The organism is Ochrobactrum teleogrylli (assembly GCF_037482325.1).
Taxonomy (GTDB): domain Bacteria; phylum Pseudomonadota; class Alphaproteobacteria; order Rhizobiales; family Rhizobiaceae; genus Brucella; species Brucella teleogrylli.
In genome coordinates this window covers 576090-594205 of the sequence record NZ_JBBHKQ010000002.1, presented here as the reverse complement: position 1 = coordinate 594205, position 18116 = coordinate 576090, and the positions used below count along the sequence as shown (strand labels likewise).

Below are 18116 nucleotides of genomic sequence, written 5' to 3'. Positions count from 1 at the left end.
GAGACGCGCATTGCCTCACGAGAAATGCTCCCTGATTGTTGGCTGTTGCCTCATCTGATTTGCTCCCGGCATTTGTGGGTGCGGAGCAAATCAGATGAGGTTGATCAGCGTGACGACGAAAAATGAATTGATTGCTGCTCTGGCAAAGCGCTATGCGGCTGGAAAGCGGCAGGAAAAATCGCAGATCCTCGACCAGTTTGTTTCGATAAGTGGAATGCATCGCAAACATGCGATGCGGCTGCTGCGCGGGACCGACAAGCAGTCGCAGTCGCGAAGGCGAGCGCAGATTTATGACGAGGCGACCCGGCAGGCTTTGATCGTAGCATGGGAAGCCTCCGACCGAATCTGTAGCAAGCGATTGAAGCCCTTGCTGCCAATTTTGATCTCATCGATGGAACAGCATGGCCATTTGAAGTTAGACGATCAGGTCCGCACACTTTTGCTACAGATGAGTGCGGCTACCATCGATCGTGCATTGAAAAGCGTGCGCGAAACAGCGGGCGGCCGTCGACGTCGACGTTCCGTTGCTTCATCGGCATTGAAGCGGAGTGTCCCAATTCGAAAGTTCTCCGACTGGGGTGATCCCGCACCTGGCTTCATCGAGGCCGATCTGGTGTCGCACTCCGGTCCAAACGCACGCGGCAGCTTTATTCAAACTCTTGTCCTTACCGATATTGCGACCGGTTGGACCGAATGCGCGCCTCTGCTTGTTCGCGAACAGAAGCTCTTGACGGAAGTTTTGACCGAGCTTCGCCGCGTAATGCCGTTCCCGCTGCTTGGCTTTGATACAGATAACGATAGCGTATTCATCAACGAGACGATCAGGGATTATTGCATTGATTCAGATATCGAATTCACTCGCTGTCGACCATATCGCAAAAATGATCAGGCTTATGTAGAGCAGAAAAACGGATCGGTCGTCCGCCGTATTGTTGGCTATCATCGGTATGAAGGTGTCGAAGCTGCGGCGACGCTCGCGGAACTTTATCGTTCGGTACGCTTGTTCGTGAACTTCTTTCAACCATCGTTTAAATTGCGGGGAAAGCAGCGAGATGGTGCGATGGTCAAGAAGCTCTACTCTTCTCCCGCGACGCCACATCAACGGCTTTTGTCGGATGCAAGGACGGCGGTGGAGGTACGCGACCGCTTGTTGCACATGAGTAAACAACTCGATCCTGTAAAGCTCCTCCGCGACATTCGTGCAGGACAACAGCGGCTTGCCGACATCGCGCACCAGGGAACACCTTCAACTGAGGCTCCCGATGTCGAGAGCTTTTTGCGAAGCCTGCGTATCGCGTGGACGGAGGGCGAAGTTCGTCCGACAGCGAAAGCGAAGCCAAAACCAAAACGAGAGCGACGGCGGCCTGACCCGCTGGTTAACGTCACGAATGATCTTTACAGTTGGTTTGAAGCTGAGCCATGGAGAACCGGTCGGGAGCTACTGGAGCGGCTTCAAACCATTCATCCAGGTGAATATCCTGATGGACTAATCCGTACGGTGCAACGACGGGTGAAAGGCTGGCGCCGCGATCGCGCGCATAGAATGATCTTCGGAATCGAACCTGGCGAAGCTGATCAGCTACCAGAGTTCACCGGAGGATAGGGAGCATTCTGCTGAGGCAATGTGCTATCCGTTTGGGAGCATTCTCTGATGAGGCAATACGAATCTCACCTAGATTGCCGCTGTGCACCGTCCGTCAGCTCGATGGCGGGAGCCTCGATATAGATGGGGACGGCATTGGAGCATACTGGACACATATCGGCCCCTCCGGCTGGTATGTCGATGCTGATGGAATGTACAACTGGCTCGATGGAGAAGCTGTTTCGAATTATGGTGCCGGAGCGGATCTTTCTGGCGACTCGATCCTGCTGTCGCTCGAAAGTGGGTATCCCTTCGCCCTTGGGGGAGGCTGGAAGCTTGAGCCTCAGGCCCAGATCATATGGCAACGCGTCGATTTCGACGACACATACGATCAATATTCGAGCATAGACTACGATGCCTCCAACAGCTGGACAGGACGTCTTGGCTTGCGACTGGAAGCCGATACGACGATCAACGAGGTGCCCGTCCAACCGTTCGTCGACGTCAACCTGTGGCATAATTTTTCCTCAAGCTATGCCACTCAGTTCAACGATGGCTCCATGACCACAAAGAAGGCACTTCGCTTGAACTGGGCGCTGGTGTCTCCGTCCAGCTTTCTGCAAATGTCAGCACTTATGGTGCTGTGCGCTATACAACCGGTCTGGATGGAGATAACGAACGCGGATTTGGCGGCAATCTCGGCTTGCGGGTCAAATGGTAGGCTGAGCGGATGAAGCAGCTCACGGCCTATGTCGTCGATGGGCACGAGGTTCGCATCCGGCCCGCACCAGTCGAGCGGCAATGGATGGATGACAGCGATCAGCGGTTTGCTTATCGCTGTTTGCCATTGAACATAGCGAATGCCCATGGCTGGGAAATCTTGTGTACAGGCGCTTTCTCTGCGATTTGGGACGGTCATCCGAACATCGATGCAGTGCATGTGAAAGCTAGACCGCTCGGCAGCACACCTCCGGCTATCAGCCATTTCCGTGGTGGAACCCTGACCTTCCATATTCCCTGCCTTTTCCAGACGGAACCAGGCGTCGATCTATTCGTCACGGGACCAATCAATCGACCGAAAGACGGCATCGCGCCACTTTCAGGCGTGATCGAGACCGACTGGTCGCCCTATGCCCTATACCTTCACTATGAACTGGAAGTTCACGCGTCCGAACCACCGCGTACACTTCGGGGTGGATGAACCATTTTGCCATATTTTTCCGCTTCAGCGCGGCAGCCTCGAAGATGTCACACCTGTCATCCGTAAGCTCTCCGACGCACCCGACCTTGAACGCGAATTCAAAATCTGGTCGCAGCGCCGAAATGCCTTCAATGCCGATCTGGCCGATCCAGCCTCGCAAGCCGCGCAAGAGAAATGGCAGAAGGGATATTTCAAAGGCAAACAGCCCTCGGGAGGGGCAGGTTCGCAGACACATTACAGTCGTCTTCGTTTGCGATCATTCAAGTAAAACGGAGCTGTGATCTGAGAAACGGTTCTGGCCTATAGGCCATCATGTTCCTTAACGCACCTTACTCTCTCCGAAGTATCTCAAATATTATTCTGTTGTTATCGGATTTACCTGCCATGCAAACTGCATAGGACTTTATACCGAATGATCGAAAATTGATCGGAAGCGAATAAGTCGCACCCATGACCCACGTGACACTATTACGTGATAGCGAAGGAGGAGTTGTCTTTTAACTGCTCAATTAGCCCCTCTTTGGGCAATGCTCGCAAGAAATAATACCCTTGGATTAGATCGCATCCTTCGCTGACCAGAAAATCCAGTTGTTCTTTTGTTTCCACGCCCTCTGCCACTACGGTGAATGACATCTCCTTTGCGAGTCTTATGATGGCGGACGTTAGGTTGCATTGTTTGGTGTCATTAGGAATATCAGTAATGAAACTGCGGTCGATCTTGATGGCGTTCCACGGCATTTCTCGAAGATAAGACAAAGAGGAATATCCGGTTCCAAAGTCGTCAACTGCGATAGAGACACCGATTGCCCTTAGCTCGCTGAGCAGAGACGCGACTTCAGCTTCCCTCTCGATATATGAAGATTCCGTGATTTCGATTTCCAGCTTGTCTGCAGGAAAACCCGTGTCGGACAAGGTCTTTTTCAGTACTGATGTAAAACAACCGAACCGTAATTGGCTGGCGGAGACATTAACCGCTATCCTGACCGGGTCGTATCCGGCCCCCAGCCATTCCTGCCCGTCTTGGCATGCTCGCTTCAGAACGTAATCTCCAAGGGCATCGATGAGGCCCATGCGTTCGGCGACGGGAATGAAATCGCTTGGTGGAACCGGTCCGAGCTCAGTATCTGTCCATCGGGCAAGAGCCTCAACGCCCCTCAGTTGGTGACTGACAGCATCGAACTGTGGCTGATAGTAGACTTCAAGCTGGTTGTTTGAAATTGCGTGCTTGAGTTTCAGGCCAAGCGTCATCTGCTTCTGGCTTTCCAACGTCAGCCTATCTTCATAGACTCCGACGGAGCCCCGTCTGGTTCGTTTGGCCTCATACAATGCTGCGTCAGCTTCAAGCAATGGATCACGATCCCCTTGCGGCGTCTGGAAACTGACGCCTATGGTTGCCGACGAAAAGACTTCAATACCATCATTGACCCGAATAGTCTGGTCCAACGTCGCTCTGATGCTTTCCAGAGTCCCCTCAATATCCGTTTGACCCGCAGTGTTGATGACGAAAGCGAATTCGTCGCCGCCGAGCCGACACAGCATGTTGTTTTCGTCGACGAATTTCTTTCGAACTTCTTCAAGTCTGCTGGCAATGACCCGCAGAACCTTATCACCGACGAGATGTCCATAGCTGTCATTCACATCCTTGAAATGGTCAAGATCTATAATGACAAGAGCAAACGGGGTGTCGTGGCGGCGACCAAGAAACTTGTCAAGTGCACGGCGGTTAGGTAAGCCCGTGAGCTGATCATGCAAGGCGAGATATTCCAATTCACGCTGGGCATTCTTCTGCTCCGAAATATCCGTCAACGAATAGACGTAAGTGGCCTTTCCTCCGACATCGTTTCCGGCCGGGGTTATCGAAAGGATACCGAAACGCCGCTCTTCCTTTCCAAACACAACTTCACGACGCCATTTGCCGTTTAGTTCCTTGGGCAAATTGATAGGTCTGCCATTAACCTGGGAGACTTGGTTCTCCAGATCAATGATTTTCGGCCGTGACGCGTCCATCGCGATATTCAGCATTCTCGAAAAGGCTGGGTTTGCCTTGAGAACGGTGCCTGTTTGATCGACAATTGCGAGACCCTCGGTCGAATTTCGAAAAACGGTATCCCCATGTCGTATATCTTGTTCCTTTTGGGCCATTTCCTTGATCAGGTCGGAACTGGAGGACACGAGGAGCCGCCAGCGAATGGTATCGCTCTGGAGATAATCGACGAAGGCTCTGCGTTGCCAAACCATGAACAAAGCCAAGGGCAAGCTGAACGTGAGAGCCGTCAGGATTTTCCCGCTCAGTCCACCGATCACGAGAGTTACGATTTCAGAATTGATGCCGAAAGCAATGAACGGAAAAACGACGCCGTCCAGAACCAGCACAAGTATAAAGGAGAAGAGATATATCGCTCCTGTAAGAAAGAGCGACGATACCCGTTTCTTAGTATGTTCGAAAATGAACAGCAGAAGCAATAACTCTGTGACGATAAGGACGCCGCCGAGAAGGATCAGCGGCACCGAAACCTCAAAAATCGCAGGTGGAACGCCATGTGGATTGATGGTGCCGTTCGTTGTCAAAATGGAATGAACAAGGAATGAGAAGCCGATATTGAAGATGTCGACCAGGATCACAAGCTTGACGAGGTGCCGAAGGATGAACGCATTTTTCTCGATCCAGACAAACATTACACATGTCATCATGAAGGCGCTGTAACAGACATTCCCCCCAGATATGACGACGCCATCGGCAACCTGCAGGGAGAATATGTTTCCGAGATAGCCGCCGATAAGCAGAACGAGAGCGATATAGATATAGAAATGAATTTGACGAAGCGGTCCTGAAAGGGTCGTGAAATAGAGAGGAAATGCCGAAAACGCGAGCAGTTGCAGGATCAGCACGTTGGTCATGAATGTTCAATCCGTGGCTAGGCGGCCAAATTGCAACGATGCGCCCCGTAGAAACGAAAGCTGCCCCTCAGTTGATTATCTGTCCCTAAAATACGTATTTGCATGAGTTAGGCAACAGGGGAGATTGCTTCTTTGAAAGCCAATCAAACCTATCCCCCTGCGATCTCGCTTTCTTTTAAGACTTTGTCTGCTATCTGACAGCGTATTGTCGTCGTCGTCGCCACCGTTACCCTGTCAAATCGTTTCGTATTCGCAATAACTTTCTCGGTGCGTCCAACGGGATAGCGTCCGGATACGAAGTGCGCCATAGCGGCCGCTCAGATGAAGACGAAGAGGATTCATCTGACGGACATTACGGAAACGATTGTGGCAGCGCTTCATGCAATAGCAGTGGAGGCGATGGTGGCGGTGGAGACTGACGGGCGGCAATAAAAAAAGCTCCTTCCGGAGCTTTAATTATTTCCCTTTCAGCATCCCGCGTTGTTGCCAGAGAGGGCCGACAATAAACACGAGTGGATGACAGAAGCAAAGCTGGAGCCACAGCCGTTGTCATCTAGCGCTCGTGGACAAAGGGTATCCATAGTTTGACTGCAGCGATTGCGACGAAACCGAGGTAGTATTCCTTGGTCTTGTCATAGCGGGTTGCGACCCGTCGCCAGTTCTTGAGCTTGTTGAAGAGGCGCTCGATCTGATTGCGCCATTTGTATTTGGCTTTGTCGTGCGGGATTGGTTGGCGTCTGTTGCTTTTTGTCGGAATGACGGCCTCGATATTGGCGCTGGCGATCTCGTCGCGAATGGCGTCAGCGTCATAACCCTTGTCGGCGAGGAACGCCTCGATCTGGTCGGAGATCATCCGGAATAACGGCGCGAAGCCCTGGGTATCATGCGTTTGTCCGGGCGTCAGGACGAAGCCAAGCGGTCGGCCTTTCGCATCGCACCGAGCATGGAGCTTGGTTGTGAAACCGCCGCGCGATCGGCCAAGTGCCTCGGTCTCTTGAGTCCCCTTTTTATGCCGACTGCACAATGGTGTGCCCGGACGACGGTGCTGTCGATCATGTCGGCACTTCGATCCCGTTCCACCAGTTCGGCCAGTGTCTCAAGCATTGCCTCGAAAACACCGGTCTCGACCCAGCGTCGATATCGGCGGAAGACGCTGTTCCACTTGCCGTATTCATCAGGCAGATGCCGCCATTGCGCTCCTGTGCGCGCCATCCACAGCATGCCTTCGAAATAACGCCGATTGTCCTGAGCAGGGCGGCATCCACGCCCACTTTCAGCAGGTAGAAGCGGACTGATTACCGACCATTCCTCGTCTGTCAAACCTTTCCGTTCGCCCAAAGCAGCCTCCAAATGGCAGCCTTGAATCAAAAATTGATTCCTCAGTCAACCTTTGTCCACGAGCGCTAGCCTGGTTATGAGATCAAACGACAGGCTTTCGGGTCAACCATCTGGATTTTGGTGGAGGTCCTGTGACATTCGCTTCGCAAATTATTCATAACAAGGGCCACAAGTATAATAGCTTCGGCAGGCCCTCTGGCAAAATTTCGGTTTGGGTTTACGTCAGCTTCAGGTAGATTCCGCTTGTCCGGTTCAGGCAGCGAAAATAATTCAGACTGGCAATCAAAGCTCCCTCCGACCGCTTCCTGCCCTGTTCCAGTCATTCAAAGACTGATTGCCAGTGGCCAGAGTTCATATAGCATTTCCAATGCAAGGGAGATCTGCACTTTGCATAACGCGTGAGGGGCTGATTCCATTAATCGCCACCCGTGATCTTTGATGGAGCGACATATCGATATGTCGCACAATTGCTAGATCGTCGGTAACACCGCGCGTACTAATTTCATTCTATTAGGCTAATGAAAAGTCTTTTAACAAAACTAGCGAAGGAAGATTTCCCCTTTTAACTGCTGTCTGACGTGCTAATTTTTCCGAGCGATCGAATTCGCAACTCTGTTTCAGCGCGCTCTCCATTTCGGATCAGTTTAAGCGCGACGCGCGACATCGTTTCTCGCTCTTCGCGCGATACGTCATTAAAAAGTATGTCATTCACGAATTGCACCAGGGGCACCACTTTTTCAATCGCTGCGCGCCCCTGATCGGTAAGCGTCACTAACACGCTTCGCTTATCGGTCTCATGTGGACGTTTCTTTAGTAGTCCGGCACGCGTCAATCTACCCACATCGGTCGTAACATGTGTCGAAGCGAGACCCAGTTCGTTTGCCAAAGCGGCAATACTTAAGCCCTCAGTTTCGCTTTGATAGGCGATGCACATCAGGATGAGGAATTGATTGGGGGTAACCGAAATCTCCTCCGCAAATGCCGTGCGCATTTCCGTGAGACGAGCAGCTGCGTGAACAACAAGATAAATCGAATGCCTGAAATCCCTGCACGAACCATCTTTGAGATGTTCGGCCAACGTAACGGTGGCAGGTGGAAAATGAGATTCTCTCGCATCGAATCGCTTCGGACTATTCAATTGCAGACCCCTGTTCGACGTTACAAATGATCTGCGCCCCTTGTACCGCCCTGGCTTCGGTGAACTAAATCATTGAATCCAAAGACAATAATCGCCTCTGCATTCAATAAAAAGACCATAACAAAAAAAATGAGCTCAGGAAACTCCATTCACTTGACACCTACATAAAATAGCTACATGATGTATATAAATAACAAAGGGAACTCGACATGGAACACCGAGAGTTAAGGGACCTCTTTGGTCATTTTCCTACTGGCGTTGCGATCGTGACGACAACGGACGCTGGATCGGAGAAGGTGGGCGTTACCATTTCCTCATTCAATTCCGTCTCACTCGATCCCTGCCTGGTGATGTTTTCGCTCACCAATGAGTTGAGGTCGCTTCCAGTCTATTTGGCTGCAGAAACCTTCGGCATCAATTTTCTGTCCGCAGACCAGACCGAATTGTCGAACCGGTTTGCCAGCAAAGGTGCCGACAAATGGCTAGGCACGAGACATCGCATGGGCACAACAAGCGTGCCGCTTCTTGAGGATGCGCTTGCACATATAGAGTGTGAGAAGTTCCAAGTTGTCGAAGGTGGGGATCACATGATCTTCATCTGTCGCGTCATCGCCTACGAAACATTCGAGAAATCCTCCCCGCTGATTTTCTTCAAAGGCCGGTACCGCACCGTCGAAGCCGCCTAATCTTTTCACTGCGTAACGAGAACATTACAATGCAAACTTCAGCACTTGCCGCCACCCAGGATATATTTCCCTCCAAGCCGTTGAGAACGGGTGAAAGTTTTCTGGCCGATTTACGCAGCACGCCTCGGCATATCGTTGTTGACGGCCGGGTTGTCACTGACCCTTCGTCAGATCCCGTTTTTGCTAATGCGGCACGTTCAATAGCCCGTTTGTATGACTTTGCAGCGGCGCCTGAAAATCGTGAGATTATGACTTATCCGTCGCCGATTGATGGCCAGCCGGTGTTACGGGCCTATCAGATTCCGAAATCCCATGCGGATCTGAAGGCAAAACGGATTGCTTCTGAAAAATGGGCTGAGCTGACTTTCGGTCTGATGGGCCGGTCACCAGATCACGTGGCAGGCTTTTTCGTCGGCTTCGCAGCCAAGCCCGAAGTCTTTGCTCGCGGCGGACAACGTTTTGCCGACAATGTTGTCCGTTTCTATGAACATTTGCGCGCAATGCATGCTTACGTCACCTATGCCATCGTGCCGCCGCAGATAGACCGCTCAAAACCTGCCAATGAACAGGCCGACCCGACGCTTTATGCAGGCGTTACGCGCGAGACAGCGGATGGAATTTATATATCCGGTGCACAGCAACTGGCCACGGGGGCAGTGTTTTCCGACTATATTCATCTAAGCTGCATTCACCCGTTGCGTCCCGGTGAAGAGAACTACGCCGTTTCACTTGCCGTTCCTACCACGGCCAAGGGCGTTAAGCTCTATGTTCGCAAGCCTTATACGATCAATATCGCTGATCCTGACGAGTATCCGCTGACGGCTCGCTTCGATGAAAGTGACAGTTTCGTCGTCTTCGACGATGTATTCGTGCCTTGGGAGCATGTCTTTGCTTATAAGAACCTAGAAGTGACATTCCAGCAATGGTGGCAGACGCCTTCACACGCCTATGGCAATCTTCAAGCCCAAGCGCGTTATGCAACCAAACTTCGCTTTTTGGCGGGCCTCGCCAAAAAGATGAATGAAGTGACGGGACATGACAAGAACCCGCCATTGATGGTCGTCATGGGAGAACTGGCTTCTTACGTCACGATAGTCGATACGATGCTCAAGGCGCAGGAAGTTGTCGCGGAATTCGATGCAGACGGTGTTCTCTGGCCATCGAAACCAGCCCTTCATTCCATCATGGCGCTGCAATCGGAAATTAATCCCAAACTTGTCGACATGGTACGCGAGATGACGGGCGCCGGTATGTTGACACTCCCCTCCAGCGACCGGGATTACACCATTCCCGACGCCGCCGCCGATATAGAACGCTATTATGTATCAGGCGCGACCAATGCGAAAGATCGCATAGCCCTCATGCGCTTGGCTTGGGACTTCATCGGCTCCGAATTCGGCAATCGACACCAGCAATATGAGAAGTTCTATGGTGGCGCATCACATCTCGTGAAGATGAATGTTTACCGTGGATACGATTTCAAGCGAGCAACCGAGTTGGTCGATAAGGCCCTGTCTCTACCGCCACTAGTCTAAGCTCGTATCCACCCGTAATTCCAAGGACAATAGACAATGAATCTCAATATTCGACGCGTACTGACCCAGGTAGATGACACCTTCGAAGAAGGCGTATCACGTGTAGATATACCGCTCCGTAAAGCCGCGGTAATTTTTATCGTCGAGAACCCTCTTGCTGGTACTAAGGGTGAAGACCTGAAGGCGATGATCGATGTCAGCCCCGAACTTGGCTTGCTCGTTGGGCAGAAGCTTGTCGAGGTTATGGGCAATTTTCCGGTGCAAGGGTACGGCAAAGGCGGTCTTGTCGGGCTTCGGGGTGAGGCCGAACATGCCAATGCATTGCTGACTACCATTTTTGCTAACCCCATTCGCGAACAGATTGGTGGCGGCGAAGCTTGGATTTCCTCGTTTCAGAAAATCGCAGCACCCGGTGCGTCGATCGACATTCCAATGAACCACAAGGATGACGTTTATGTGCGTTCGCACTATGACGGCATGACGGTAACCGTTCCCGGTGGTCCGAAGGACGATGAGATCGCAATCATTTTCTGCGCGTCCAGCGGCAAGCGCTTGAATGCCCGGGTCGGTGGCCTGACCCATGAAGAAGTTGAAGCGCGCAAGGCAAAGACTGCCTGATTACACAACGGGAGCTGGGAATGAAAACGGCCATCGTCAATATCGGACAGGTATTCACCGGAGATATCGAAAACCCTCTCCTGCGAGCAGAGGCCATATATATGGAAGATGGCCTTATTCAAACAGTTGGAACACTAGACAATGCTCTGCTCGCAGCCGCGGATGTCGTTATTGATGCTGCCGGAACCATTGCGGCACCCGGCCTCATTGATTCACATGTCCATATCACGTTCGGAGATTACACGCCGCGCCAGAAGACGGTTGGTTTTCTGGAAAGTTATGTTCATGGCGGCGTAACATCCTCGATCTCAGCGTCCGAAGTTCACACACCGGGGCGTCCTAAAGATCCTGCTGGTGTCAAGGCTTTGGCGTTGGCTGCGATGAAGTGTTTCGAAACTTTCCGTCCTGGTGGTATGAAAGTGCATGCCGGTGCACTCATCCTTGAACCAGGCCTCACCGATGACGACATCGCAGAAATGGCGGGGCTTGGACTAAAGCTGGTCAAGGCCGGGTTTGGTGCTTTCGAGACGCCGTACGATTATGTGCCGCTCATACAAAGTGCAAGAAAGCACGGACTGATCTCCATGGTCCATACTGGCGGCGCTTCCATTCCGGGATCATCAGGTATTTGGGCGGAACATTTGGTTGCCATGCAACCAGATGTTTCTTTCCATGTGAATGGCGGCCCTGTAGCGATACCTGAAACTGGCTTTGACCGGTTGATCCATGAAACCAATGTTGCAATGCAGCTTTGCACAGCCGGAAACCTACGTACGGCCTTGCTCATTGCAGACAAGATGGCCCAATCTGGCACGCTGGACCGCCTGTTGATAGCAACGGACACACCGACAGGTTCAGGCATCATGCCGCTGGGGATGCTTTACACTATTACACACCTTGTTGCTCTGAAGGGCATCGCGCCAGAAACCGCCTTTGCCGCGGCAACAGGCAATAATGCGCGATGTTTCGGTCTGAACTCGGGTATTATCGCTGCTGGGCGCGACGCAGATATCATTCTGCTTGACGCAGGTTCAGGCGGCTCACAGCCCGATGCATACAGCGCGATCATCAATGGTGATATTCCTGCCGTTTCCGCTGTGGTGACGGCTGGCGTGCCGCGCTTTGTCGGCGCGAGCCGCAATACACCGCGGGGCATTCGCGCGGTACGTACCGCCCATTCCAATATCGTGCAGAATTTTGATGGAGCGTCGCATTAACGCGCCCGCTTATCACTGGAGCAAGCCTCATGAAAATCGACGCCGTACTATTCTCTGAAATGACACCCGATCTCTCATGGGAGGATGAGTTTAATGCCTGGTACGACACCCATCACATACCCATCCGTATGAATGCACCGGGCTTCGTGGGCGCCCAGCGATACCAGAATACAGAGACCGGCGGATATCTTGCAGTCTACGATATGCGATCTCCCGGCGCGCTGAAAACATCGGAGTATACGGAGATAAAAGCAAACCCGTCTGAACAGACTGCGTGGATGCTCAAAAACGTGAAGGGTTTCACCCGGCACACAGGTAAGCTTCTAAGCTGGCAGCTGCAGCAAGGGATAAGCGATGCGCAATTCCTTGCATCCCCGTTCCTCTATGCAGTCATGTTTACCGTCCCCGAAAGCCGCGAGCGGGAATTCAACGACTGGTATGTTCAGGACCATGTTCCGCATCTGCTTAATTGCGATGCCTGGCTTGGATGCAGACGATACCGGATCGTCGACGGTCACCCCGAGCGATACACCCATTTGGCCTTGCATCATCTTCAGGATCTCTCCGCGCTTGAAAGCCCCGCACGGGAGGTCGCGCGTAAAACACCCTGGCGCAATGAACTGGCCAAAGAGCCATGGTTCAAGGGGCAATATCTCGTCTTTGCACGCCACGGAGAACGTTTCAATGCAGCAGACTCACATCCGTCGGCTGCTTGAAACGTAAAGTGCCTGTAGGGGCCCCAATACGCAAATTGGTACGAGGCATAGGTAAGAACTGAACATAACTAACATGAGAATGCGGCCGACCTAATGAGCTAGCCGTACAATTAACAATAAGAGGTGGAACAATGGAAATGATCAGACAGGCAGAGGCAGCACCATCACGAAAGCGATGGTTCATTGCTGGAATACTATTTCTTGCAGTGCTTTCAGCATTCTTCGACCGTATCAGCGTAGCGGTACTGTTTACAAATCAGGATTTCCTCGATGCCATGGGCACTGGCTTCAATCCGGCACTTCTAGGGCTTCTGATGACCGCCTTTGTGTTTGCCTATGGCTGTTCGGGCGTATTGCTAAGCTTTGTAGGCGATCTGTTCGGCCTCCGTAGATCGCTCGCAGTCAGCGCTACATGCTGGGGCATCTTTATGTTGCTGATGGGTGGGGCTGGTTCCTTCACCGCAATGTTAAGCCTACGCATCTTGCTCGGGGTTGTTGAAGGCCCGCAGTTCTCGATTACCAACTCGCTTGTAAAGCGATGGTTTCCAAAAAACGAGCAAGCGCGAGCAAACTCCATCTGGATGATTGGCAGCCCCCTTGGTTCTGCAATCGGTTTTCCGATCATGATCTATCTAGAAACGGTATTTGGCTGGCGGTGGGCCTTCTTCTCGCTTGCGGCGCTCAATCTGCTTGTCATTTTGCCATTAGTTCTCTTGTGGGTTCGTGATAATCCACCCAGTGTTATTCCGGTTCCCAAACAGCCAAAACAATCTCTCGAGAACCAGCCGACTTATCTATCTCAGGTCACGCTGTTCTATAAGGATTGGCGCTTCTGGATGTTGGTAATTTTTAATTCCGCGGCCCTTATCTATCTTTGGGGCTTGAACAGCTGGCTTCCAACTTATCTCACCAAAGCGCGAGGCTTTGATCCCCGTGCGACCAGCTTCTATTCATTTTTGCCGTTTTTTATGATGTTCCTGGGTGAAGCGACAGCTGCAATTTTGTCCGATAAGATTGGAAAGCGAGCGATTATCTGTTTTGTCGGTCTCTTCATGGCAGGTGCGTTGATGTACGTCGTATCCCAGGTTTCCGATGCACAAACGGCCGCTATCATCCTGTCGTTCAGTGCATTTTTCTGGGGGGCGTCCTTGCCGCCGTTATTTGCTCTCGCTTCTCAAATTCTGCCTTCTCGCGCGCTTGCAGCAGGGGTCGGTGCATTTAACGGCATAGGCAATGTAATCGGTGCTCTTTCTCCACTGGCCATTGGTCTTTTGATCGCGCAGACAGGAACTTTTGATGCAGGGCTTGGTCTTCTCGTCGGGGCCACGATGATCGGGTCGCTAGCAATGCTGCCGCTTGTTCGGCGTTATTAAGACTTGAACAACGACAGCTCCTCCACGTCGTTAACAACGAGGGGGAGCTCTAATAATTAGGAGTATTTTCGTCGACGACTCGGTTTCTTGACTGGCAATCTGGAGTATACATGGCCCGCTCGGGAGAGCGGGCCATGTCTTCAATAATTAAAAGTCCATACCTGAGCCAGCAGGGGCAGGTTGGATCTCCTTCTTGGGTTTTTCGGCAATCATGGCTTCGGTTGTAACTAGAAGGCCGGCAACGGACGCCGCGTCCTGAAGCGCAGTGCGCACCACTTTGGCGGGATCAATGACGCCCTGGGCGTAGAGATCGCCATATTCGCCGGTCTGCGCGTTCCAACCGTATGAGTGGTCAGTCCGCTCGCGAAGCTTCCCGACGACAACAGAGCTTTCCGCCCCGGCATTTTCGGCAATTTGCCGAACCGGCGCTTCGATCGCGCGACGCACGATATCGATACCGACCTTTTGGTCTTGATTGATAGCCGAGATATTGTCGAGTGCCGTGACCGCCCGCAGGAGGGCTACTCCGCCGCCCGGCAGAATGCCTTCCTCAACAGCGGCGCGGGTCGCATGCAGCGCGTCGTCGACCCGGTCTTTTTTCTCCTTTACTTCCACTTCTGTCGAGCCGCCGACACGGATCACAGCGACACCGCCGGCAAGCTTGGCGAGGCGCTCCTGCAACTTCTCCCGGTCGTAATCTGACGTGGTTTCTTCGGTCTGCGTTCGGATTTGTGCAGCCCGAGCGTCGATTTCGGTTTTAGAGCCTACGCCGTCAATGATTGTCGTACTCTCCTTCTCGATTGCCACTTTCCTAGCTCTGCCAAGCATGTTTAACGTAACGTTCTCGAGCTTGATGCCGAGATCATCCGAGATAACAGAGCCACCGGTCAGTACGGCAATGTCTTCGAGCATCGCCTTGCGTCGATCGCCAAAGCCCGGTGCCTTTACGGCTGCAATCTTCAAACCACCGCGCAGCTTGTTAACGACAAGCGTCGCCAGAGCTTCTCCCTCGACGTCCTCAGCGATGATCAGAAGTGGCTTGCCCGACTGGACCACAGCCTCAAGCAGTGGCAGCATAGCCTGCAAATTCGACAGCTTCTTTTCGTGGATCAGAATGTATGGATCTTCGAGTTCGACCCTCATCTTGTCCTGATTGGTAACGAAGTAGGGCGATAGATAGCCTCGGTCAAATTGCATGCCTTCAACGACTTCAAGTTCCGTTTCGGCAGTTTTGGCTTCTTCGACGGTGATGACGCCGTCGTTACCTACCTTCTCCATCGCTTCCGCAAGATAGCGCCCGATCTCTTCGTCGCCATTTGCAGAAATCGTACCGACCTGCGCGATCTCAGAATTGCTGGTAATCTTGCGCGCATTTGCCTTCAATTCCCTGACGACGGCATCGACCGCAAGGTCAATACCGCGCTTTAGGTCCATTGGATTCATACCTGAAGCAACCGCCTTTGCGCCTTCCTTGACAATCGCCTGGGCAAGAACGGTGGCAGTGGTAGTACCGTCACCGGCAAGATCATTAGTCTTCGAAGCAACTTCGCGCAGCATTTGCGCGCCCATGTTTTCGAACTTGTCTTCCAGTTCAATTTCCTTGGCGACAGAAACGCCGTCTTTGGTAATGCGTGGGGCACCGAAGGATTTGTCGATCACGACATTACGTCCCTTTGGGCCAAGGGTTACTTTAACGGCATTGGCAAGTGTGTCGACCCCACGCAGCATGCGTTCCCGGGCGTCAGTGTGAAACTTGACTTCTTTCGCAGCCATTTTTTAACTCCTCAATAGGCAGCTATCTGACTGATGGATTGAATTGATAAATTTTCGCGTTAGGCAGCTTTTTTCTGCTCGGCCGCATGCTCGATAATGCCAAAGACATCGCTTTCCTTCATGATCAAGAGTTCCTCACCATTGATCTTTAGTTCTGTGCCCGACCATTTGCCAAACAGGATGCGATCGCCAGCCTTAACGTCAAGCGCCTGAATTTGGCCAACCTCATTTCGAGTGCCGGCGCCTACCGCGACGACTTCGCCTTCTTGGGGCTTTTCCTTCGCCGTGTCAGGAATGATTATCCCACCTTGGGTCTTTTCCTGCGAATTAACCCGGCGGACAAGAATTCGATCATGAAGCGGTCGAAACGACATGTTTTCCTCCGTTGAGCAAAAAAGATGACGTAGCTCCCCCGCCCGGACCGGATCACCAGTCCGGGCGGGTGCAAAACCTCCTTGGAGCATCTTGCGCGTGATGATCTGGTTTAGCGATTTCCTGATTTCAAGGGGGGAGACGAGAAAAATTAGCATTCGCTGCTGAATGCTGCCAAGGCACTGGTAACGAACGATAAAATCATTTTCCTGTTGAATTTTTCAGGAAGCGGAGCAACATTTATTGTCAGTCTTTGGCTATCTTGAAACGGAGATGAATCATGCGATTTTCATCGGATCTGGAACGTCAGATGCACGGCTATGGCCTCACCACCGCCCACATACTCTATCGAATTCCCGATTTCGAATGCGTTTTGCAATCTTATGTCTGGCAAGACTACGATCTGGCGCCGGATTTTCCGGAAATGCACCGCTTTCTGGATTTTTGGCAGGCCAAACTTGATGGCCCGTTACATTCCGTGCGCTACACACATCAGCGCCTGATTGGGCCAAACGAATGGCGCCGCGTTGATGGCGAATTCAAATTGCACTGAGGACTTAGACGGGAATTGGGCTTCCGCTTCCCGGGAATACAAAGGTAGCTCAGATGAAAATCAAAGAAATAACCGCTATTTTGGGACCCACCGACGAGGCGCTAGCCGCAGCAATTAACGCGACTGGAGCATCATCAGCAGAGCTTGCCCAAGCTTGGGCGTGGATCAATGCTGACGAAGCACTCGTCAATGACGGACGTTCACTACCGTCGGGAATAATCGCCGATCTCATTGATATTCTGGAGGCGGCTAACGTAAGCGACGAGGAGTAATATAAGTACATTCCTCAGTGCAGTCCGCACCGTTACGTCTATGTGACCAGTCATCCACTGAGGGCTAACGGCAAGCCAAAACCTTACGGCTAGAAAGGAGAGTACGATGAGAACCGATTTGTTTGAAAAGCCAGTTTCCATTCTTGTTGGCCTTGGCCTTCCGGTCGAGGTTCGCAATGCGACTGAGGCCTACCGGTTTCTTTCAGAACAGCCCGCGTCACTCCGAAACCCAGCCCATAACATTGCACTAAAGGCCTGCGCGGCCGCATTGCGCGGTGAAATTGACCCCGAAACGGCCCGGGGACTATTTGTCGCTTTCGCTAAAAGGCAAGATCTGCTGGTTTCAGCAGATATCGACCCCGCGATTTCTCAGCGCCGGCAGGAGAGAAATCCGCATGTGTGTTGAATTGATTTCGTGGTCACTCGACCAGAGAGGCTTACTGATCAAGGGTTTTAAGATCTGCGGCATATCGCTTCAAACAGAAGCCCCGGCCTTCGGGGGGCGATAGCCGGGGCTCGCGCAAGTTGGGTTGCCATCGGTCTGGAAAGCCTGCGCAAAGGCATGAAATAGGGGAACAAGGACAGTGGTCAAGGGTAAAAATGCACTGCCTGGTATAATCGGCTAGCGCCCCGCGTGCCAAATCATGGCAAGCGCAACCAGTGCCAGCACAGATGTTAGAATAGCTTCCCCTAAAATGATCCAACTTATTTGCGTCTCTCCAATGCACAAGCTGCTGCAGCTGTTCCGAGGATGGCGCACGGGTCCAGCCATCCGCCTCCGCCTGGTGCCCGTGCTGGCGTATCCATCGTATAGGTTCAGATTTCTTAGAATTTAATTGTCAGC

Annotated in this window: 17 protein-coding genes and 1 pseudogene; 13 read left to right on the top strand and 5 right to left on the bottom strand. The window is 52.2% G+C overall.

Features of this window, described 5'->3' with window-relative positions; translation table 11 throughout:
* Positions 1-94: 94 nt before the first annotated feature.
* From WIX40_RS20320 to WIX40_RS20305, 4 genes are all read left to right on the top strand, one after another.
* Positions 95-1603, top strand: a complete 1509-nt coding sequence (locus WIX40_RS20320) for a DDE-type integrase/transposase/recombinase (RefSeq protein WP_176074623.1) — start codon at positions 95-97, stop codon at positions 1601-1603.
* 74 nt (positions 1604-1677) lie between these two features.
* Entirely contained in the window at positions 1678-2316 is a 639-nt protein-coding gene (locus tag WIX40_RS20315) for an autotransporter domain-containing protein (RefSeq protein ID WP_339441755.1), read from the top strand.
* Positions 2313-2783 carry a DUF6065 family protein gene (locus tag WIX40_RS20310; protein WP_339441753.1) on the top strand — a complete coding sequence of 157 codons (471 nt, stop codon included), beginning with the start codon at positions 2313-2315 and terminating at the stop codon, positions 2781-2783. The genes WIX40_RS20315 and WIX40_RS20310 overlap by 4 nt, the downstream gene beginning before the upstream one ends.
* Positions 2713-3051 carry a DUF6065 family protein gene (locus WIX40_RS20305; RefSeq protein ID WP_339441751.1) on the top strand — a complete coding sequence of 113 codons (339 nt, stop codon included), beginning with the start codon at positions 2713-2715 and terminating at the stop codon, positions 3049-3051. Before WIX40_RS20310 ends, WIX40_RS20305 begins: the two co-directional genes overlap by 71 nt.
* Before the next feature lie 200 nt (positions 3052-3251).
* Here WIX40_RS20305 and WIX40_RS20300 read toward each other — a convergent pair whose 3' ends face one another.
* The 3 genes and pseudogenes from WIX40_RS20300 to WIX40_RS20290 form a co-directional block, all read right to left on the bottom strand.
* Positions 3252-5681, bottom strand: a complete 2430-nt coding sequence (locus tag WIX40_RS20300; protein ID WP_339441750.1) for a putative bifunctional diguanylate cyclase/phosphodiesterase — start codon at positions 5679-5681, stop codon at positions 3252-3254.
* A 553-nt stretch (positions 5682-6234) separates the two neighbouring features.
* Positions 6235-7001 (bottom strand): annotated as a pseudogene (locus tag WIX40_RS20295) (IS5 family transposase).
* Positions 7002-7581: 580 nt separating this feature from the next.
* Positions 7582-8157: a MarR family winged helix-turn-helix transcriptional regulator gene (locus tag WIX40_RS20290; protein WP_339441749.1), complete on the bottom strand. Its 576-nt coding sequence runs from the start codon at positions 8155-8157 to the stop codon at positions 7582-7584.
* A gap of 209 nt (positions 8158-8366) precedes the next feature.
* On the opposite strand from WIX40_RS20290, the gene WIX40_RS20285 reads away from it, so the two are divergent.
* The 6 genes from WIX40_RS20285 (at position 8367) to WIX40_RS20260 (ending at position 14302) form a co-directional block, all read left to right on the top strand.
* Complete coding sequence (locus tag WIX40_RS20285; RefSeq protein WP_339441748.1) at positions 8367-8843, top strand: flavin reductase family protein; 477 nt, start codon at positions 8367-8369, stop codon at positions 8841-8843.
* A gap of 29 nt (positions 8844-8872) precedes the next feature.
* The gene (locus tag WIX40_RS20280; RefSeq protein ID WP_339441747.1) at positions 8873-10378 is read left to right on the top strand and encodes a 4-hydroxyphenylacetate 3-hydroxylase family protein; all 1506 of its coding nucleotides are present in this window, start codon (positions 8873-8875) and stop codon (positions 10376-10378) included.
* A 36-nt stretch (positions 10379-10414) separates the two neighbouring features.
* The gene (locus WIX40_RS20275) at positions 10415-10996 is read left to right on the top strand and encodes an amino acid synthesis family protein (RefSeq protein WP_339441745.1); all 582 of its coding nucleotides are present in this window, start codon (positions 10415-10417) and stop codon (positions 10994-10996) included.
* Between the two features lie 20 nt (positions 10997-11016).
* Positions 11017-12213 carry an amidohydrolase family protein gene (locus tag WIX40_RS20270; protein ID WP_339441744.1) on the top strand — a complete coding sequence of 399 codons (1197 nt, stop codon included), beginning with the start codon at positions 11017-11019 and terminating at the stop codon, positions 12211-12213.
* 29 nt (positions 12214-12242) lie between these two features.
* Positions 12243-12929 carry a hypothetical protein gene (locus tag WIX40_RS20265; RefSeq protein WP_339441743.1) on the top strand — a complete coding sequence of 229 codons (687 nt, stop codon included), beginning with the start codon at positions 12243-12245 and terminating at the stop codon, positions 12927-12929.
* 131 nt (positions 12930-13060) lie between these two features.
* On the top strand, positions 13061-14302 hold the full coding sequence (locus WIX40_RS20260; RefSeq protein ID WP_339441742.1) for an MFS transporter: 1242 nt from the start codon (positions 13061-13063) through the stop codon (positions 14300-14302).
* Between the two features lie 147 nt (positions 14303-14449).
* On the opposite strand, the gene groL is transcribed toward WIX40_RS20260, so the two are convergent.
* Together groL and WIX40_RS20250 are read right to left on the bottom strand one after the other, a co-directional pair.
* Entirely contained in the window at positions 14450-16075 is a 1626-nt protein-coding gene (gene groL, locus WIX40_RS20255; RefSeq protein ID WP_339441740.1) for a chaperonin GroEL, read from the bottom strand.
* Positions 16076-16134: 59 nt separating this feature from the next.
* The gene (locus WIX40_RS20250; RefSeq protein WP_339442374.1) at positions 16135-16449 is read right to left on the bottom strand and encodes a co-chaperone GroES; all 315 of its coding nucleotides are present in this window, start codon (positions 16447-16449) and stop codon (positions 16135-16137) included.
* A gap of 278 nt (positions 16450-16727) precedes the next feature.
* On the opposite strand from WIX40_RS20250, the gene WIX40_RS20245 reads away from it, so the two are divergent.
* From WIX40_RS20245 to WIX40_RS20235, 3 genes are all read left to right on the top strand, one after another.
* On the top strand, positions 16728-17000 hold the full coding sequence (locus WIX40_RS20245; protein WP_339441738.1) for an usg protein: 273 nt from the start codon (positions 16728-16730) through the stop codon (positions 16998-17000).
* A gap of 53 nt (positions 17001-17053) precedes the next feature.
* Positions 17054-17272 (top strand): hypothetical protein, encoded by a 219-nt coding sequence (locus WIX40_RS20240; RefSeq protein WP_339441736.1) that lies wholly within the window; start codon positions 17054-17056, stop codon positions 17270-17272.
* Between the two features lie 106 nt (positions 17273-17378).
* Positions 17379-17678 (top strand): DUF982 domain-containing protein, encoded by a 300-nt coding sequence (locus tag WIX40_RS20235; protein ID WP_339441734.1) that lies wholly within the window; start codon positions 17379-17381, stop codon positions 17676-17678.
* Positions 17679-18116: the final 438 nt, after the last annotated feature.

What these genes read in the sequence shown, in the direction of transcription:
- WIX40_RS20235 (WP_339441734.1), top strand. Translation starts at nt 17,379, where the DNA reads ATGAGAACCGATTTGTTTGAAAAGCCAGTTTCCATTCTTGTTGGCCTT.
- WIX40_RS20280 (WP_339441747.1), top strand. Translation starts at nt 8,873, where the DNA reads ATGCAAACTTCAGCACTTGCCGCCACCCAGGATATATTTCCCTCCAAG.
- WIX40_RS20310 (WP_339441753.1), top strand. Translation starts at nt 2,313, where the DNA reads ATGAAGCAGCTCACGGCCTATGTCGTCGATGGGCACGAGGTTCGCATC.
- WIX40_RS20265 (WP_339441743.1), top strand. Translation starts at nt 12,243, where the DNA reads ATGAAAATCGACGCCGTACTATTCTCTGAAATGACACCCGATCTCTCA.
- WIX40_RS20270 (WP_339441744.1), top strand. Translation starts at nt 11,017, where the DNA reads ATGAAAACGGCCATCGTCAATATCGGACAGGTATTCACCGGAGATATC.
- WIX40_RS20305 (WP_339441751.1), top strand. Translation starts at nt 2,713, where the DNA reads ATGCCCTATACCTTCACTATGAACTGGAAGTTCACGCGTCCGAACCAC.
- WIX40_RS20320 (WP_176074623.1), top strand. Translation starts at nt 95, where the DNA reads ATGAGGTTGATCAGCGTGACGACGAAAAATGAATTGATTGCTGCTCTG.
- WIX40_RS20285 (WP_339441748.1), top strand. Translation starts at nt 8,367, where the DNA reads ATGGAACACCGAGAGTTAAGGGACCTCTTTGGTCATTTTCCTACTGGC.
- WIX40_RS20260 (WP_339441742.1), top strand. Translation starts at nt 13,061, where the DNA reads ATGGAAATGATCAGACAGGCAGAGGCAGCACCATCACGAAAGCGATGG.
- WIX40_RS20275 (WP_339441745.1), top strand. Translation starts at nt 10,415, where the DNA reads ATGAATCTCAATATTCGACGCGTACTGACCCAGGTAGATGACACCTTC.
- WIX40_RS20250 (WP_339442374.1), bottom strand. Translation starts at nt 16,449, where the DNA reads ATGTCGTTTCGACCGCTTCATGATCGAATTCTTGTCCGCCGGGTTAAT.
- WIX40_RS20300 (WP_339441750.1), bottom strand. Translation starts at nt 5,681, where the DNA reads ATGACCAACGTGCTGATCCTGCAACTGCTCGCGTTTTCGGCATTTCCT.
- WIX40_RS20245 (WP_339441738.1), top strand. Translation starts at nt 16,728, where the DNA reads ATGCGATTTTCATCGGATCTGGAACGTCAGATGCACGGCTATGGCCTC.
- groL (WP_339441740.1), bottom strand. Translation starts at nt 16,075, where the DNA reads ATGGCTGCGAAAGAAGTCAAGTTTCACACTGACGCCCGGGAACGCATG.
- WIX40_RS20240 (WP_339441736.1), top strand. Translation starts at nt 17,054, where the DNA reads ATGAAAATCAAAGAAATAACCGCTATTTTGGGACCCACCGACGAGGCG.